The sequence below is a fragment of the Catenulispora yoronensis genome (assembly GCF_039531695.1).
Lineage (GTDB): Bacteria > Actinomycetota > Actinomycetes > Streptomycetales > Catenulisporaceae > Catenulispora > Catenulispora yoronensis.
On sequence record NZ_BAAAQN010000032.1, the window covers coordinates 62,355 to 79,922 of the forward strand.

12 protein-coding genes and 6 tRNA genes are annotated in these 17,568 nt (G+C 72.2%); 14 read left to right on the forward strand and 4 right to left on the reverse strand.

What is annotated here, in order from left to right; all coding sequences use genetic code 11:
- Positions 1–60: 60 nt before the first annotated feature.
- On the reverse strand, positions 61–555 hold the full coding sequence (locus ABD481_RS24920; protein ID WP_344668173.1) for an Lrp/AsnC family transcriptional regulator: 495 nt from the start codon (positions 553–555) through the stop codon (positions 61–63).
- Positions 556–807: 252 nt separating this feature from the next.
- On the opposite strand from ABD481_RS24920, the gene ABD481_RS24925 reads away from it, so the two are divergent.
- From ABD481_RS24925 to ABD481_RS24965, 9 genes are all read left to right on the forward strand, one after another.
- Entirely contained in the window at positions 808–2,241 is a 1,434-nt protein-coding gene (locus ABD481_RS24925; protein WP_344668174.1) for a gamma-aminobutyraldehyde dehydrogenase, read from the forward strand.
- Positions 2,242–2,339: 98 nt separating this feature from the next.
- Complete coding sequence (locus tag ABD481_RS24930) at positions 2,340–3,701, forward strand: hypothetical protein (protein WP_344668175.1); 1,362 nt, start codon at positions 2,340–2,342, stop codon at positions 3,699–3,701.
- A gap of 184 nt (positions 3,702–3,885) precedes the next feature.
- Entirely contained in the window at positions 3,886–5,574 is a 1,689-nt protein-coding gene (locus ABD481_RS24935) for a hypothetical protein (RefSeq protein ID WP_344668176.1), read from the forward strand.
- 20 nt (positions 5,575–5,594) lie between these two features.
- Positions 5,595–5,670, forward strand: a tRNA-Met gene (locus ABD481_RS24940).
- 9 nt (positions 5,671–5,679) lie between these two features.
- Positions 5,680–5,754 (forward strand) — tRNA-OTHER (locus tag ABD481_RS24945).
- A gap of 38 nt (positions 5,755–5,792) precedes the next feature.
- Positions 5,793–5,868, forward strand: a tRNA-Trp gene (locus ABD481_RS24950).
- Positions 5,869–5,908: 40 nt separating this feature from the next.
- Positions 5,909–5,981: transfer RNA gene (locus ABD481_RS24955), tRNA-Gly, on the forward strand.
- Positions 5,982–5,986: 5 nt separating this feature from the next.
- Positions 5,987–6,062 (forward strand) — tRNA-Arg (locus tag ABD481_RS24960).
- A gap of 112 nt (positions 6,063–6,174) precedes the next feature.
- Positions 6,175–7,704, forward strand: a complete 1,530-nt coding sequence (locus ABD481_RS24965) for an MFS transporter (protein ID WP_344668177.1) — start codon at positions 6,175–6,177, stop codon at positions 7,702–7,704.
- 19 nt (positions 7,705–7,723) lie between these two features.
- Here the strand turns inward: ABD481_RS24965 and ABD481_RS24970 are convergent, their stop codons facing one another.
- Complete coding sequence (locus ABD481_RS24970; protein ID WP_344668178.1) at positions 7,724–10,228, reverse strand: ATP-binding protein; 2,505 nt, start codon at positions 10,226–10,228, stop codon at positions 7,724–7,726.
- A 410-nt stretch (positions 10,229–10,638) separates the two neighbouring features.
- Entirely contained in the window at positions 10,639–13,413 is a 2,775-nt protein-coding gene (aceE, locus tag ABD481_RS24975) for a pyruvate dehydrogenase (acetyl-transferring), homodimeric type (RefSeq protein ID WP_344668179.1), read from the reverse strand.
- A 328-nt stretch (positions 13,414–13,741) separates the two neighbouring features.
- Here aceE and ABD481_RS24980 point away from each other — a divergent pair, with 328 nt between their 5' ends.
- From ABD481_RS24980 to ABD481_RS25000, 5 genes are all read left to right on the forward strand, one after another.
- Positions 13,742–14,251, forward strand: a complete 510-nt coding sequence (locus ABD481_RS24980; protein ID WP_425559276.1) for a DUF3052 domain-containing protein — start codon at positions 13,742–13,744, stop codon at positions 14,249–14,251.
- Between the two features lie 506 nt (positions 14,252–14,757).
- Positions 14,758–15,219 (forward strand): peroxiredoxin, encoded by a 462-nt coding sequence (locus tag ABD481_RS24985; protein WP_344668223.1) that lies wholly within the window; start codon positions 14,758–14,760, stop codon positions 15,217–15,219.
- Between the two features lie 45 nt (positions 15,220–15,264).
- A complete protein-coding gene (locus ABD481_RS24990) occupies positions 15,265–15,624 on the forward strand; it encodes a P-loop NTPase family protein (protein ID WP_344668180.1) in 360 nt (119 codons plus the stop codon).
- A gap of 85 nt (positions 15,625–15,709) precedes the next feature.
- Positions 15,710–16,411, forward strand: coding sequence for a Tellurium resistance (locus tag ABD481_RS24995; protein WP_344668181.1), 702 nt, complete (start codon positions 15,710–15,712; stop codon positions 16,409–16,411).
- A gap of 81 nt (positions 16,412–16,492) precedes the next feature.
- Positions 16,493–16,564, forward strand: a tRNA-Val gene (locus ABD481_RS25000).
- A gap of 37 nt (positions 16,565–16,601) precedes the next feature.
- Here the strand turns inward: ABD481_RS25000 and ABD481_RS25005 are convergent.
- Positions 16,602–17,435, reverse strand: coding sequence for a nuclease-related domain-containing protein (locus ABD481_RS25005; protein ID WP_344668182.1), 834 nt, complete (start codon positions 17,433–17,435; stop codon positions 16,602–16,604).
- Between the last annotated feature and the right edge of the window lie 133 nt (positions 17,436–17,568).

Consider the following 17,568-nt stretch of genomic DNA (forward strand, 5'->3'; position numbering starts at 1 on the left):
GCTTCCTCAGCTGATGGGGGATCGTTCGGGGACGGGCCCGGTGGAGCGCCGTTCTTACCGCTACAGGGCGCCCCAGGTGTAAGTTTGTTTGCGAAGCTTCAGATAGACGAAAGATTCCGTGGAGCGCACCTGCGGCAGGCTCCGGATCCGCTTATTGATGATCTCCAGGAGGTGGTCGTCGTCCGCGCAGACCACCTCCACCAGCAGGTCGAAGGACCCGGCGGTCATCACCACGTAGTCCACCTCCGCCATGGCGGCCAAAGCGTCGGCCACCGGCTCCAGGTCGCCCTCGGCGCGGATGCCGATCATGGCCTGCCGGTGGAAGCCGACCGTCAGCGGGTCGGTGACCGCCACGATCTGCATTACACCGGCGTCGATCAGTTTCTGCACCCGCTGGCGCACGGCGGCCTCGCTGAGGCCCACCGCGCGGCCGATGGTGGCGTAGGCGCGGCGGCCGTCCTGCTGCAGCTGCTCGATGATCGCCTTCGACAGCGGGTCCAGGTGGAAGGCGGCCCCGGAGTTGGTTCGGTCCGCCCGGTCGGTCCTGTCGGTCACAGGTGGGATTGTGGCAACCGGAACGGTATCTTGGCAAGGCTTCAGCGATGGAATCCGTACGCGAACGCGTTTTTGGGAACTGAATCCATCGTCAGCACCGGGGTCGGCGTGTAGGCTCGAAGGGCGGGGGACCACCGTCGCAGGCGGCCGTCCCGCTCGTATCGAGCCTGGCCCGGCGCGCACCGTGCTGTGGGTACGAAACATGTCAGATGCCGCGACGAGGAGGTCGCGGCGGCACAAGGGAGCAACTCCGTGGAACCCCGTCAGCTGCGCAACTACGTGGGCGGCAAGCCGGCCGGCACCGTGTCCGGCCGGACCAGCCCGATCATCGACCCGGTCACCGAGCAGGTGATCGCGCACGCCCCGGTCTCCGAGGCCGCCGACGTCGACGCCGCCATGAAGGCCGCGGCCGACGCCTTCCCGGGCTGGCGCGACACCACGCCGGCCGAACGGCAGCGGCTGCTGCTGAAGGTCGCCGACGCCATCGAGGCGCGCGCCGAGGACCTCGTCGCCGCCGAGTCCCTGAACACCGGCAAGCCGCTGGGGCTCACCGCCTCCGAGGAACTGCCCCCGATGGTCGACCAGATCCGCTTCTTCGCCGGCGCCGCCCGGATGCTCGACGGCGCCGCCTCCGGCGAGTACCTGGCCGGGCACACCTCCTGGGTCCGGCGCGAGCCGGTGGGGGTGTGCGCGCAGGTCGCGCCCTGGAACTATCCGGCGATGATGGCGGTGTGGAAGTTCGCCCCGGCGATCGCCGCCGGCAACACCGTGGTGCTCAAGCCCTCCGACACCACCCCGGTCTCCACGCTGCTGATGGCCGAGATCATCGGCGAGATCCTGCCGGCCGGCGTGTTCAACGTGATCTGCGGCGACCGCGACACCGGCCGGGCCATGGTCGAGCACCGGACCCCGGCGATGGCCTCCATCACCGGTTCGGTGCGGGCCGGCATGGAGGTGGCCAGGAGCGCCGCCGCCGACGTCAAGCGGGTGCACCTGGAGCTCGGCGGCAAGGCGCCGGTCATCGTCTACGCCGACGCCGACCTCGACGCCGCGGTCGAGGGCATCTCGGTCGCCGGGTACTTCAACGCCGGACAGGACTGCACCGCCGCCACCCGCGTGCTGGTGGAGGACTCGGTGCACGACGCGTTCGTGGCCAAGCTGGCCGAGGCCGCGCGCAACACCAAGACCGGCAAGCCCGATGACGAGGACGTGCTCTACGGGCCGCTGAACAACGCCAACCAGCTGCGCCACGTCACCGGCTTCATCGAGCGGCTCCCGGCGCACGCCACGATCGAGGCCGGCGGCGCGCGGGTCGGCGACACCGGGTACTTCTTCGCCCCCACCGTGGTCTCCGGCCTGAAGCAGGACGACGAGATCGTCCAGAACGAGGTCTTCGGCCCGGTGATCACCGTGCAGCGGTTCTCCGGCGAGGAGCAGGCGCTGGCCTGGGCCAACGACGTCGAGTACGCGCTGGCGTCCTCGGTGTGGACCAAGGACCACGGCAAGGCGATGCGCGCGGCCCGGGCGCTGGACTTCGGATGCGTGTGGATCAACACCCACATCCCGCTGGTCGCCGAGATGCCGCACGGCGGGTTCAAGCACTCCGGCTACGGCAAGGACCTGTCGCTGTACGGCTTCGAGGACTACACCCGGATCAAGCACGTGATGAGCAACATCGAGGCCTGAGTCGCCCGGTCCGGAGGGCGGACGCGCGATCGCCGCCGGCGGGGCCCGGCCCGGAAATCCCGGGCCGGGCCCCGCCGCCGTCCCCGATGATGGTCGGCATGCGTGACGACGGCTCCGCCGAGCCCCATCCGACGAAGGTCCGGCCCGACGCGCGGGACCTGGCCGCCCTGTGCCCCCGGTCCCGGCCGGTGCCGCTCGGCGGCGGCGCCCACTTCGCGCGGCGCGCCCTCGTGATCAGGGGCCTGATGGCCGGCTCGCTGGACGCCGCCGACGCGGTGCTGCTGACGCGTCCGGCCGCTGAGCTGCTCGGCCTGCTGGTCCCGATCGACGGGCTGGCCGAGCAGTACCTGGGGGGCCGGCAGCCCGCCGGGCTGGCGATCACGGCGAGCGATTTCGAGACCTGCCGGCGCGCACTGCTCGCGGTGGTCGCCGGGATCCTGGACCGGTGGTTCGGCGAGGACCCGGAGCTGTGGCTCGCGGCGATCGCGCGCGCCGGCTCCTGGGGCGGCACGGTGCCCGCCCTGATCGAATCGGTCGCGCTGCACGAGGACCGCGGCGAGTACGACCGGATACCCGGACATGCCAAGGACGAGGGCCGCGCGCCGCGCTGGCCGCGCGGCATCGACGCGTCGGCGGTGCTGTTGGCGATGGCGCCGCCGACGCTGGTGGATCTGTTCCTGGACCAGTGCGCTTCCAGCGAGCCGTCACGGGGCATCCTGACCCGCGTCATGGACCGCGGCCCGATCGTGCCGAAGCTGGTCGCCTACGCGCTGGGCGGCGAGAAGTCCACACCGGCCATGCTCCAGGCCTACTTCCGCAACCCCGGCATGCTCGCCGCCGGACTGCGTGAACGAGTGCTGCGGAAACCGGCCGACGTCGAAGTGCTCCAGGAGGTCTATCTCGACAGCGCGGCCGACCGGACGCTCCGGGTCGGATGTGTGCGGCGCGCCGAGGCGGCCGGCGGCTTTGAGCCCGGGTTCCGCGACGGTCTGGTCCGTGGCCGGTTCCGCGACGGCTCGGTCAGCGGCGGCTCGGTCGGCGACGAGGACGACACCCGGCTGATGGAACCGCTGCTGGCGTCCGGCGATCCGGTCCTGGTGCACTGGCTGTTGAAGCGCCTCAACAGCCGGCTGTCGCTGCCGGCGCTCCGCTGGGCCGGGTACGCCACGCTGGCCCGCACCGCCGGACCAGAACCCGTGTGGGCGCTGGAGCAGGAGCGCGTCGGGCGGCTGGAGAAGATGGCCGGTCCGGTACGCGCCTCCATGGCGGACGGGGATATCGCGCCGATCCTGGCCGCCGCGGAGGCGGTACCGCTGACGATCGGGGTGCCGGGAACCGCTATGGAACTCGGCGCGCCGATGATCGAGCCCTGGCCATACACCGACCTGATCAGCGAGCATGTCGAAGGGAACCCGCGCCGTCTCAAGGCAGTCGCCCTGCTTCGGGACTGGGTGGATTAGAGCGCGCCGCGAAGGGCGAGGACAGAGGCGACCACTTAAGGGCGACTGAACGCGACTGCTCAGGTACTCGGGACTACTGCTGACGGCCGGAACCACGAATGCCGCCGGGATGAGGCCGCAGGACGCGAACCGACGGGACGGAGCTACGGATGGGCGGCATGGCGGTCCCATCGGCGGTCCGGCCATGACCGCTGCCGGTGCTGCTCGATTGCTGACCCTGCTGGCCTCGGCGCGCGCCGACGACGTCGTCCGGGTCCTGGCGCTGGTCGACGCGGCCGAACTCGCCGAGGGCGTCGTCGATCCGCGCGCCGAGCTGTGCCCGATCGTCGCCGAGCAGCTGGCGGCGCATCCCGCCGAACGCGTCGCGCGCGCCGTGGCCCGCCGGCTGGCATTCGGCGACGCGGCCGGACCGGCCCCGGACGCCAGCGGCGGCGTCACCCGGCTGCTGCGCGAACGGTTCGGCACCGAGGCGCGCGGCCGACGGCCGGTGGTGATGGCCGGCCGTGGTCGCAATATCCTGATGCACCCGGCGCCGGACCTCGCGACCGCCCGCAGCGCCTTCCACGACTACCTGCTGCCGCAGCCGTGGGTGCAGCCGGAGGTGACCCGCGCCGCGCCGAGCTACCGGGCGCTCCTGATCCGCGGCCTGGAACGCGGCAGCATCGACGCCGCCACCCTGGTCCGGGACGGCCAGCCGGGCGCGGCGATCGTCGAGCTGGCCGCCCACGACCGGACCGTCGGCCCCGACGGCCGCGTGGACCGGGCCCGCCGGGCGCGCGCCGATCTGGCGTGGGAGCTGCGGCGGCTGGTCGGCGAGGAACTCGGCGCGCAGGTCGGGCGCTGGCACCGGGTCCTGACCGGCGTGCAGGAGACGTTGCAGTCCTTCGGGCGGCTGGCCCACGAGCGCGTGTTCCTGCGCGGCGTCGACGTCTTCAGCCGCCGCGGCCTGTGGGACCGCTGGGTCGTCACCAACGCCCTGCTGTCCCTGGCGCCGCCGACGGTGGTCGCGCAGCTGCTGCGGGAGTCCGACGACTTCCCCTACGGCCCCTCCGCCGAGCACCCGCCGTCGCTGGCCACCATCAACCGCGACGACGACGCCGTGTTCGCCGTCGCGGTGGCGCACAACGCGCCGCTGCCGCGCGCCGTGGTCGACTTCGTGCTCACCGACGAGCCGAAGGCCGAGGCCCATCGGCACCTGCGCGACCGCCAACGCGAGGCGCTCGCCAGCAACCCGGCGACGCCCGACAGCGTCCTGCGAAGCCTGCTGGCGCCCGGCCTGGTCACCGGCGACCTGTGCCGCCGGGTGTTCCAGCGCCCGGACAGCGACGAGGCACTGTGCACCGCGATCTTCCGGATGGCGCCGTACCCGGAGTTCGACACCGAGTGGTACGCCTCCATGCTCTCCGCCCGGCCGACCCCCGCGCAGCTGGCGCCGCTGTGGAGCGCCACCGACGCGGAGTGGGTGCACGAGGCGGTCCGGCAGGCCGCGGTCCGCATCGAGGGCCCGGGCCTGCTGTCCTGCTACATCCGCCTCGCCGAGCTGGCCGGCCTGGAACCGGTATGGGCGCTGGAACTGGACCGGGTCGGCACCCTGGACCGGATGCACCCGGCAGTGCGGGCCTCGATGGCCGCGGCCGACGCCGCCCCGCTGATTACCGCCGCGCAATTCCCGCCGGATGACGCCCCGAAGCCGGTACCCGGCCGCCGGACCGACACGGTCGTGGACGATCCGCTGGCCTGGCCGCTGGAGGACGCCGTCCGCGCCACACTCGACGGCCGACCGGAACGCTGGCGCGCAGTAATCAATGCTCTGATGTCAGGGGCCGACGACCCGCTGCCCGACGTGGTGGCAGGTTGCGCGGCCGGCCTCTGATCGGCCAAGCTCGACCCGGCTCGGACGTAGCGCAGATGGTGGTCGCGCTCGGTCTCATAAACTGAGAGGACGCCGGTTCGAATCCGGCCGTTCGCGCCGCTCATCCCGGGTGTAGTGCAGTGGAAGTCACACCGGTTTGGCAAAAACTGGAAGACGTCGGTTCGAATCCGGCCGCCCGGGCTGTTAGCGGTGCGTCGCAAGCTACGTTGGTCCCCATCCCGGGTGTAGCGCAGATGGTGGTCGCGCTCGGTCTCCAAAATCGAGAGGACGCCGGTTCGAATCCGGCCGCCCGGGCCGCCTGAGTCTTGTGTCGCGGGCTACGGTTGACCCCATCCCGGGTGTAGTGCAGTGGAAGTCACGCCGCCCTTCCAAGGCGGAGGACGTCGGTTCGAATCCGGCCGCCCGGGACCCACCAGGTGTAGCGCAGAGGTAGTCGCGCCCGGACTGCGGATCCGTGGAGGACGCCGGTTCGAATCCGGCCGCCTGGTCTCTTTCGTCGCGCCCTGCGCCCCCGCCTTGCGCCTCGTGCGTCGCCGATCGCCGTGTCGTGCGGCGTCCGGTCCCGCGTGCCACGATGGTCGTCATGGTGAGCGAGCTGTGATGGCCGGATCCCCGTCGGCGGTGGCGGGCACGGTCCGTCTCGGCACCCCGGTCGGGCGCGGTGTCCTGGCCACCACCATCCTCGGCTCGGCGATGGCCTTTCTCGACGGCACCGTCGTTAACATCGCGCTGCCGGCCATCGGCAAGCAGTTCGGGGCCGCGCTGGCCGGCTTGCAGTGGACCGTCACCGGCTACACCCTCACCCTCGCCGCGTTCGTGCTCGTCGGGGGTTCGCTCGGCGACCGGTTCGGGCGGCGGCGGGTGTTCCTCATCGGCGTGGTCTGGTTCGCGCTGGCCTCGCTGGCCTGCGGGCTGGCGCCGAGCATCGGCTTCCTGGTGGCGTTCCGCGCGCTGCAAGGCGTCGGCAGCGCTCTGCTGACCCCCGGCGCGCTCGCGCTCATCCAGTCGGTGTTCCATCCCGACGACCGTGCCAAGGCGGTCGGCGCCTGGTCCGGGCTGGCCAGCATCGCCGGCGCCGCCGGGCCGCTGGTCGGCGGGTGGCTGATCGAGTACGCCTCCTGGCGGTGGATCTTCCTGATCAACCTGCCGCTGGCCGCCGCGGTCGTGGCTATCGCGCTGCGCTACGTCCCGGAGTCGCGCGAGACCACCACCGGGCACTTCGACGTGCCGGGGGCAGTGCTCGGCGCCGTGGGCCTGGCCGGCGTCACCTACGCGCTGGTGGAGGCCGGGGCCAAGGGGCTCGGGGCGCCCAGCGTGGTCCTGACCGGGCTGCTGGGCGTGGCCGGGTTGGTGGCCTTCGTGCTCGTCGAGCGCCGCTCGCCGGCGCCGATGATGCCGCTGTCGCTGTTCGGCTCGCGGGAGTTCAGCGCCGCCAACGCGCTGACCCTGACCGCCTACGGCGCGCTCGGCGCGGTGTTCTTCTTCTTCGCCACCTACCTCCAGGTGGTCGGCGGTTACAAGCCGTTGGCCGCCGGTCTGGCCTCGCTGCCGACCACGATCGTCATGATGCTGCTGTCCTCCCGGGTCGGCGGGCTGACCACCAAGATCGGCCCGCGCCGCCTGATGACCGCCGGCGGCGCGCTCACCGCGGTCGGCACCCTGATCCTGGCCACCGCCGGCCACCACCCGAACTACTGGGCCCACATCTTCCCGGCGCTGCTGGTGTTCTCCCTCGGCCTGGTGATGATCGCCGTGCCGGTGACGGTGACCGTCCTGAACTCCACCACCGTCGAGCGCGCGGGCATCGCCAGCGGCGTCAACAACGCGGTGGCGCGGGCCGCCGGGGCGCTGGCGGTCGCGGCGTTCCCGCTGCTGGTCGGGCTGAAGGGCGAGGGCTACGCCGACCCGGCGGAGCTGGAGCCGGCGTTCAGCAAGGCCATGATGCTCTCGGCGCTGCTGTTCGCGGTCTCCGGCGCGATCGCGTGGTTCGGGATCCGGGACCGCGTCGTGCAGCCCACGCCCGAGCACCCGGTCGAGGAGCCGCAGTGCCAGACGTGCCTGCCGATCGGCAGCCCGCCGATGGAGCCGCACCGGGACCGGGACGCGGACCGGCAGCGCGCGGGGGCCTGAGGCGCGCGCCGGACGCGGTTCAGCCTTCCGCCACCTGCTCGCGCGCCGGGGCCGCCCCCTGCTCCCGCGCCCGGGCCGCCTGCTGCTCCCGCGCCGCAGCCGCCCGCTCCCGCGCCGCGGCCACCAGTTCCCGCCCCAGAGCGGCCTCAGGCGACCCCAGGGCCTCGTACAGGGCCACGGACTCCTCCAGCGCCGCCAGCGCCTCAGCGGGCCGCTCACGGGCCGTCAGCACCCGCGCCAGGGCCCGCAGCGTCTCCGCCTCCGTGGGGCGGTCCCCGGCCTCCCGGGACGCCGCCAGCGCCAGCCGGAAGTCGTCCTCGGCCTCGGCCGTCCGGCCCAGATCCACGCAGACCTCGGCCCGGTTGAAGACGATGATCGCCTCGTAGCGGCGGTTCCCGGCGGCCTGCGCCGCGGCCTGGGCCTCGACATAGGTGGCGTGCGCCTCGTCGTTCCGCTTGGCCTCGTGCAGCAGCACGCCGTAGTTGCACAGCGAGGAGGCCAGGTTCTGCGGCAGGCCGACGTCGCGGAAGATCTCCAGGCTCTCCTTGATCACCGTCTCGGCGGTGGCCAGGTCGCCGAGCCGGCAGTGGCAGTCCCCGATGTTGCCCAGGATCGAGGCCACCTGCGGCCGGTTGCCCACCTCCTCGGCCAGCGCCAGCGCCTCGCGGTAGACCTCGATCGCCGCCTCGTACTCGCCGACGTCGAACCGCACCAGGCCCAGACCGTTCAGCAGCCGGCCCTCCGCCGCGCGGTCCTCCAGCCCGCGCGCACTGGCCAGGCCGGTCTCGTAGCCGGACCGCCAGCGGACCCAGTCCTTGCGCAGCTGGTAGCAGCCCAGCAGCGTGACCGGCAGCCGCAGCGCCACGGCGTGGTGGCCGGCCTCGGCGGCGGCGGCGATCACCGCGCCGAGGTTCTCGCGCTCGGCGTCGTACCAGGCCATGGCCTCCGGCGCGGTGGCGAAGAACGGCGGCTCCGGCTCGCCGGGGCGCGGCTCGACCGTCTCCAGCAGGCGGCGGGTCTCCACTGCGCGGGAGAGGTTCTCCACGGTGTGCAGGTACCAGGACAGCAGCCGGGCCAGCGCCTCGGCGCGCTCCGGCCCGGCCTCGTCGGCCCCGGCGCGCTCCAGGGCGTAGGCGTGCAGCAGGTCGTGCAGCTCGTAGCGATCGGCGGTGCGCTGCTCGACCAGGCTCTCGTCGAGCAGGACCTCCAGCATCGCGCGGGCGTCCGCCTCCGAGGTGCCGGCCAGCGCCGCGACCGCGCCGGCGGTGACGCCGCGTCCCGGGTGCAGGCTCAGCAGCCGGAACGCGCGCGCGGTGTGCGGCGGCAGGTCGCGGTAGGACAGCTCGAACACCGGGCGCAGCTCGCGGCCGCCGGCCCGGACCGCGTCCAGGCCGCTGTCCCGCAGGTACGCGGCCAGCCGGGCCAGGCCCCACGCCGGGCGCGAGCGCAGCCGGGCCGCGGCCAGCGAGACCGCCAGCGGCAGCAGCCCGCACCGGCGCACCACCTCCTCGGCGGCCTCCGGCTCGGCCACCACCCGCTCGGCCCCGACCACCCGGCCCAGCAGCTCCAGCGCCTCGCGCGGGGCGAAGACGTCGAGCCGGACCAGGTGCGCGCCGTCCAGCCCTGCCAGGTTGCGTCGGCTGGTGACCAGCACCAGGCAGCCCGGTCCGGCCGGCAGCAGGTCCGTGACCTGGGCCTCGTCGGCGGCGTTGTCCAGGACCAGCAGGGCCCGGCGGCCGGCGATCCGGTCGCGGAACATCGCCGCGCGCTCGGCGCGCCCGGCCGGGATCTGCCGGGCCGGGACCTCCAGCTGGCGCAGGAAGGAGTCCAGGACCTCGGCCGGGTCGGCGGGCGCGGCCTCGGCGTCGAAGCCGCGGAGGTTGACGTAGAGCTGGACGTCGGCGAAGCGGCCGGCGCGGACCAGCTCGTGGGCGGTGCGGATGGCGAGCTGGGTCTTGCCGACGCCGGCCATGCCCTCGATGGCGGCGACGACGACCCCGGAGGCGCCGCCGTCCACCGACTCGCCGGCCGGCTCGGCCCGCTCGGTCCGCTCGGCCCGCTCAGCCAACTCATCCCGCTCGGCCCGCTCGGCCCGCTCAGTCGGCTCGGCCCGCTCGGCCCAGGCCAGCAGCTCGGCCACCTGCTCGCGGCGGCCGGTGAAGGTGGCGAGCTCGGCCGGCAGCTGGCGGAACACGCCGGCCGCGCCGGCCGGCCGCTCGGCGGCGTGCGCCTGCACGCAGGCCGCGCGCCACAGCGGCACCTGCGACTCCGGCACGCCGAGCGCGAGCACGATCGCGGCCACGAGTTCCTGGTTCAGGCGGCGGCGGCTCGGGTCGAAGACGTCGCTGACCGTGGAGTGGGTGAGCTCCTGCGGCGGCCGCAGCAGCGGGCCGACCCGCTTGGCCAGCGTGCGAAACGACGGATTTCCGGCATGTGCTCGCAGCAGGCGGAGCTGTTCGATGAACTCCGCCAGTCCGGCGACTCCGGTCGGGTCCGGCGCCGTGGAGATCGCCGTGTCCGTCACCGTGCCCTCCTCCGTATCTCCTCCGTACGCCGCTCACCGCAGAAGCCGCAGGTCTGAGGCCTGCGGAACGAGTGTACGGAGTTGTACGGGATTCTCGCTTCCGTGTCCGGCAATGCCTAATCTCGACCATGCGAGCCGAGAAGTTCGCAACGGATGTGCGGCGGTGCCCGGCTGCGTGGGGCGGAGTCCGGGCCCCGCCGCCACTGTCCAACGGGTGGTTGTGACGCTCGGTCGTGTCGCGTCTTGCGGAACTCGTGGGGGGTTCCGCAAGGCGCGTTGACGTTTCTCCGGCAGCGGTTCCCGCAGTCCCGCCGCCGGTCAAGCGGAGTGCCCCGGTCGTCGAAGGACGGCCGGGGCACTTGTCTGTGCGCGGGGCGGGCGGCGGCCCGCTCGCGCGGGCCGCCGGAAGGCTAGGCCTCCCCGCCGGTCGGGCCGGCGCCCGCGGCCCGCACGTCGTGCAGCTGGTACTTGCGGATCGCCTCGGCCGGCGCCTCGCGCTTGACCTCGCCGCGCTTGGCCAACTGCTGAAGGACCGCGGTCACCACCGACTCGGCGTCGATGTGGAAGAACCGCCGGGCCGCGCCGCGGGTGTCGGCGAAGCCGAAGCCGTCGGCCCCCAGCGAGCTGTAGCGCTGCGGGGAGACCGCGTCGCCGGGCACCCACTGGGCGATCTGGTCCGGAACCGCGCGCATCCAGTCCGACACCGCCACGATCGGGCCCTCGGTGCTCCCGAGCGTCCGGGTGACGTACGGTACTCGGGCCTCCTCCTCCGGGTAGAGCAGGGCGCGCTCGTCGGCGGCCAGCGCGTCCCGGCGCAGCTCGGTCCAGGAGGTCGCGGACCACACGTCGGCGGCCACGCCCCACTCCTCGGCCAGCAGCCGCTGCGCCTTCAGCGCCCAGGTGACGCCGACGCCGGAGGCCAGGATCTGCGCCTTCGGACGGTCGGCCGGGCCCTCGGGGGCCGCCTGGTAGCGGTACAGGCCCTTGAGGATGCCCTCGGGGTCCACGCCGGCCGGCTCGGCCGGCTGCTGGTACGGCTCGTTGTAGACGGTCATGTAGTAGAACACGTCTTCGCCGTGCGGGTGCTGCTCGGAGGACCCGTACATGCGGCGCAGACCGTCCTGCACGATGTGGCTGATCTCGAAGGCGAACGCCGGGTCGTAGGCCACCACGGCCGGGTTCGTCGAGGCGATCAGGTGCGAGTGCCCGTCGGCGTGCTGCAGGCCCTCGCCGGTCAGCGTGGTGCGGCCGGCCGTGGCGCCCAGGACGAAACCGCGGCCGAGCTGGTCGGACATCTGCCAGAACTGGTCGCCGGTGCGCTGGAAGCCGAACATCGAGTAGAAGATGTAGACCGGGATCGTGGCCTCGCCGTGCGTGGCGTACGCGGTGCCGGCGGCGACCAGGGACGCCGTCGAGCCGGCCTCGCTGATCCCCTCGTGCAGGATCTGGCCCTGCGTCGACTCCTTGTACGACAGCAGCAGGTCGCGGTCCACGGCCTCGTAGGTCTGCCCGTGCGGCGAGTAGATCTTCGCGGTCGGGAACAGCGAGTCCATGCCGAACGTGCGGGCCTCGTCCGGGATGATCGGCACGAACCGGGCGCCGATGTTCTTGTCCCGCATCAGGTCCTTCAGCAGCCGGACGAAGGCCATGGTGGTGGCCAGCTCCTGCTTGCCCGAGCCCTTCTTGAGCTGCCCGTAGACGTCGTCGCCGGGCAGGATCAGCGGCTTGGAGCGGATCTGCCGGCGCGGCAGGTACCCGCCGAGCGCGGCCCGGCGCTCCTGCATGTACTGGATCTCCGGGGAGTTCTCGCCCGGGTGGAAGTACGGCGGCAGGTCCGCCTCCAGCTGGGCGTCGGTGATCGGCAGGTGCAGCCGGTCCCGGAACGCCTTCAGCTCGGCCTTGGTGAGCTTCTTCATCTGGTGCGTGGCGTTGCGCGCCTCGAAGTGCTCGCCCAGCGTCCAGCCCTTGATGGTGTGGGCCAGGATCACCGTCGGCTGGCCGGTGTGCTCGCGCGCCGCCTTGAACGCCGCGTACACCTTGCGGTAGTCGTGGCCGCCGCGGGAGAGCAGGCGCAGGTCGTCGTCGGACATCCCGGCGACCATCTTGCGCAGCCGGGCGTCGTCGCCGAAGAAGTGCTCCCGGATGTAGGAGCCGGTCTCCACCGAGTAGGTCTGGAACTGGCCGTCCGGGGTCGTGTTCATCTTGTTGACCAGGGCGCCGTCGGTGTCCTGGGCCAGCAGCTGGTCCCAGTCCCGGCCCCAGATCACCTTGATGACGTTCCAGCCGGCGCCGCGGAAGGTGGACTCCAGCTCCTGGATGATCTTGCCGTTGCCGCGCACCGGGCCGTCCAGGCGCTGCAGGTTGCAGTTGATCACGAAGGTCAGGTTGTCCAGCTCCTCGCGGGCGGCCAGGCCGATCGCGCCGAGCGACTCCGGCTCGTCGGTCTCGCCGTCGCCGAGGAAGGCCCAGACATGGCTGCGCGAGGTGTCCGCGATGCCCCGGGAGTACAGGTACTTGTTGAACCGGGCCTGGTAGATCGCGCCGATCGGGCCCAGGCCCATCGAGACGGTCGGGAACTCCCAGAAGTCCGGCATCAGGCGCGGGTGCGGGTAGGACGGCAGCCCGAACGGCGCCTGCGAGACCTCCTGGCGGAAGCCGTCCAGGTGCTGCTCGGTGAGCCGGCCCTCCAGGAACGCGCGCGCGTACACGCCCGGGGAGGCGTGGCCCTGGATGTAGATCTGGTCGCCGGACTCGCCGTGGTCCTTGCCGCGGAAGAAGTGGTTGAAGCCGACCTCGTAGAGCGAGGCCGCCGAGGCATACGTGGCGATGTGGCCGCCGACGCCCAGCCCCGGCCGGTTGGCCCGGGACACCATGATGGCGGCGTTCCAGCGGATGAACGCCCGGATCCGGCGCTCGATGTCCTCATCGCCCGGGAACCACGGCTCGGCTTCCGGCGGGATGGTGTTGATGTAGTCCGTGGAGCGCAGGCCAGGCACGCCGACCTGTTTCGCGCGGGCTTCCTGGAGCAGGCGCAGCATCAGGTACCGCGCACGCTGGCGGCCCTGCTCGTTGACGACCGAGTCCAAGGACTCGATCCACTCAGCCGTCTCGTTGGGGTCCACGTCCGGCAGCTGAGTGGGCAGGCCGTCACTGATGATCGGGAAACGCTCTTGTCCGGGTGCCACGTTCGTCCTTCAACCTAGACATCGATCTTGTAGATCTTCTCGGTCTTATCGTCCACCATCTTCTGACGTGCAGGCAGTGGGCGTCACATCTACTGGGTGGTAACCAGGATAAATGCGTGCAGGAGGGTGGTCCGACACCGGTTCCGGGAGCCGGAATCGCGCCCGCCGCACCCCGCGCGCACCTGGTCCGATCCGGGCGCCGGCGCCCGGGACCGGCGCGTTCGCGGCCCGGTCCGGCGGGGTGGAGCGGGGCTCGCGGCGACACCCCGCCGGACTCGCCGCCCAACGGGTAGTTGCGTCTTGGGCTTTCGGCGTATGGACTAGGGGAATGCAGAACGACATGAAGGAGGACAGTTCCGTGGGCGCGGTCGCGGACTCGGTTCCGGCCGCCGCCAACCCGCTGGCGGCGCGTCTGGGCTTCCAGGCGGGCGAAGTGGTGCAGGAGCTCGGCTGGGACGAGGACTGCGACGAGGAACTGCGTCAGGCCGTCATGGAGGCGATCGGCGCGGACCTGGTCGACGAGGACTTCGAGGACGTGGTGGACGCCGTCGTGCTCTGGCACCGCGAGGACGACGGCGACCTGGTGGACAACCTGGTCGACGCCCTGACCTCGCTGGCCGACGGCGGGCGGATCTGGCTGTTCACGCCCAAGGCCGGGCGCCAGGGCCACGTCGAGCCCAGCGAGATCGGCGAGGCCGCCCCGACCGCGGGGCTGACGGCGGCCTCCAGCATCAGCGCCGGCACGGACTGGAACGGCACGCGCCTGGTCGGGCCGAAGGCCGGGGCCAAGGCGGCGAAGTCGGCGGGGCGGGTCAAGGCCGACGGCGCGTCCCGGTAGCGCCGATGTCCTCCGATTCCGGGCCGCCGGCCGGCGGCCCATCTCCCCGTCCATCGACCGGCGGGTTGTCCGTCGGCCTGTCCGCCGGACCGGCCATCGGGCCGTCCGTCCGATCGTCCATCATCAGCCCGTCCATCGGCCGGTTCCTCGGGCGGTTCGTCGGGCCGTCCATCAGCCGGTCCATCAGACCGTCCATCGGACTGTCCATCAGCCGGTCCCTCGGACCGTCCGGTGAGTCGACCGTCCTGGCCCTCCCCTCCCTGGTCGCCGCACGTGGCGGCTCGGAGGGCGCCACGAATGGCGCAGCGGCGGTCGTCGCGGGCGGTTCGGTGGCGCACGCGCCGCCGGCGTCCTCGTCTCCGCCGACGGTGACCGCGGTGGCCATGGTGACCAGAGCGGCGGCTGCGACGTCCGGGGCGGCCGTACCGCCCGGGGTGTCGGCGCCGCCGGGCTCGGCCGGACCGCCCGGCCGGCCGGCGTCCCAGGTCGAGGCCGAACAGCCGCCGGTGCCCGCCGTCGGCGACCAGGCCCCGGACTTCACCCTCACCGACCAGCACGGGCAGACCGTCGCCCTCGCGGACTTCCGCGGGGAGCGCGCGGTGTTGCTGGTCTTCTATCCGTTCGCCTTCTCCCGGGTGTGCGGCTCGGAGTTGCAGGCGATCCACGAGAGCGTCGAGGACTTCCAGAACGAGCGGGTGCAGGTCCTCGCGGTGTCGTGCGACGCGCTGTACTCGCTGCGCGCGTACGCCGACGAGGCCGGCTTCGGCTTCCCGCTGCTCGCCGACCACTGGCCGCACGGCGCCGCGGCGCGTGCGTACGGGGTGTTCGACGAGGGGCGCGGTTGCGCCGTCCGAGGGACGTTCCTCATCGACCGTGCGGGCGCGGTGCGCTGGACCGTGGTGAACGGCCTGGCGGACGCGCGCTCCCTGGACGACTACCGTGCCGCGCTGGCCGCGGCCGGCGTCTGACGATCCACTTTCCGGCCCTTCCAGAACCTGTATAGGACCCACGCCATGCCCTGCCACCGCTGCGGCGCCCGCCAGACCGACCCGGTCAAGGGGGCGTCGCCGTGGCGGCGGGGTGTGCGTGCGGGGGAGCAGGTGCTGGTCTGCCCGCAGTGCCAGAGCGGCCGGGACTGGACCGCGGACCTGGCGCACTGCGCCGAATGCGGCTCGGCACGGCTGGTGCGGATGCTGGGCAGCACGCAGTGCAAGGACTGCGGCGCCGAGGACAGCGTCCGGCCGGAGCAGGCGCCCGCCGATCCCGGAACCACCCCCGACGCACCGGCCACCCCCGCCGGCAGCGCCGCCGCCTCCCTGTCGGACGACGTCCGGGCCGCCCTGGAACGTCATTTCCGAGACAGGAACGACTGAGAGTTCCCTGTCGGGCCCGCTGGGTAGCACACTGGAGTCGACACACAGGGAAATCAGACAACTTCATCACGCAGGGGGTTCCGCGATGCGCCTGAACCGCATGATCATCAGGGCGTCCGACGACGGTGAGGGGGGCAACCGCGTCGAGAAGATGACGGCCACCCGCCCCGTCCAGTCGCTGACGAGCCGAGGAGCCGCCGCCGGGACGCTCCGCGTCAACCTCATCTGGGACCAGCTCCCGATGATCCCCACCCCCCGCCCCACCGCCGGCCTGAAGCTGTCCTCCCGCCGCCTGGAGCCCCCGCCGATCAGCCACGGCCGCCTCGTCGACCTCGACCTGGGCTGCCTCTACGAGTTCACCGCCGGCCAGCGCGGCGTCGTCCAGGCCCTGGGCCACCGCCGCGGCGACTTCGAAAGGCCGCCCTACATCCGCCTGGACCAGGACGACCGCAGCGGCAGCGCGATCGGCGAGAACCTCTTCATCAACCTCGACCACGCCGACGAGCTCAGCCGCGTCCTGGTCTTCGTCTTCGCCTACCAGGGCGCCTTCGACGGCGCCAACGCCAAGGTCACCTTCCACCCGGCCACCGGCAACCCCCTGGAAGTGAAGCTGGAGAACCCCATCCCCCAGGCCAAGGCCTGCGCGGTCGCCCTCCTCCTGCGCCACGGCCCCGACCTGGTCCTGCAACGCGAAGTCCAGTACACGACCGGATTCCAGAGCGAACTGGACCGCATGTACGGCTGGGGCATGCGCTGGCAGGACGGACAACCGAAGGGCCTGGGCTGACACCCTCAAAGAACGCTGGCCGCGCACCCCGTCCGGGTCGGGTACTCTTGCCCTCTTGAAGGACGGCCAGCCGTCCCTCTGGGGCGCATAGCTCAGTGGAAGAGCACTCGGTTTACACCCGAGCGGTCGGCAGTTCGAACCTGTCTGCGCCCACTGCCGCAAGTTCAGCGAGAAGCGCCATCGCGAGGTGTCAAACCCTCCAGAAGTTCTCGTACCGCGCCACGGCGAAAATCCTTGCTTGAACGTCTGGGCTGAGAACCTGCGGCATGGACTGGAACAGCCGCTCTATGCGTTTGCCGGGCGTGATCAGGACGTCGGCGGGTGCCGCTTTCACGTCGAGGGAGTCCATGCCGACGAAGGCGACCAGGCCTCGGACGTGGATCGGTCGGCCGCAGGCCGCGCTGAGGCGCTTTGTCGCGGACGCTGCCTCGTGGCGGCTGTTGCGGACGTAGGGGTGGAGGTGGCCGTTGACTCGGGTGAAGTCGCCGTTGACGGTGATTCGGGCGCGGGGGTGGTGCTTCGTGTTGATGGTGAAGACGCCGGCGGGGCCGATGAGGATGTGGTCGATGTCCGCGCCGCTTTTGAGGGTCACCGAGTGCAGGACGTTCCAGCCGCGGGCGTTGAGCAGGTCGAGGCGGTGGCCGACGAGGCGTTCGCCGGCGGCGCCGACTTCCCAGGATGTCGCTTCGGTTCTGATGCCGAGGACTTTGGCCGCGAGGCGTTGGAAGCGGCCCGGGGACAGTTCGGCGGCGCGTTCGGCGATGGCCGCGCCGGCGGAGTTGGTTGTCAGGTCTCTGTCCGGGGGTGGGGGCGTGGCTTCGATCACGTGGGCGAGTGCCGGGATCTCGCCGCTGAGGAAGGGCGAGAGTGCGTCCAGGGCGGCGTATCGCAGGGTCGGGTCGTCGATGTGGAGTTCGCTGGTCTGGCGATCGTAGTAGCCGACGTTTGCCTGTGTTTGCGCGTCGGTGATGTAGAGCCGGTCCTTCCCATAGCGCTTCCAGGCCTTGACGGTCAGTTCCCCCATGCTTCCCCCTGCGCTTGGCCGACTTGGTGGACGCGATTGACGCGATCGACGCGATCGACGCGATCGACTCGGGCAGCGTAGGACGGAAGATCCATGATCGGTTTGAGCCGGGCGGGATAATGAACGCGGCCCG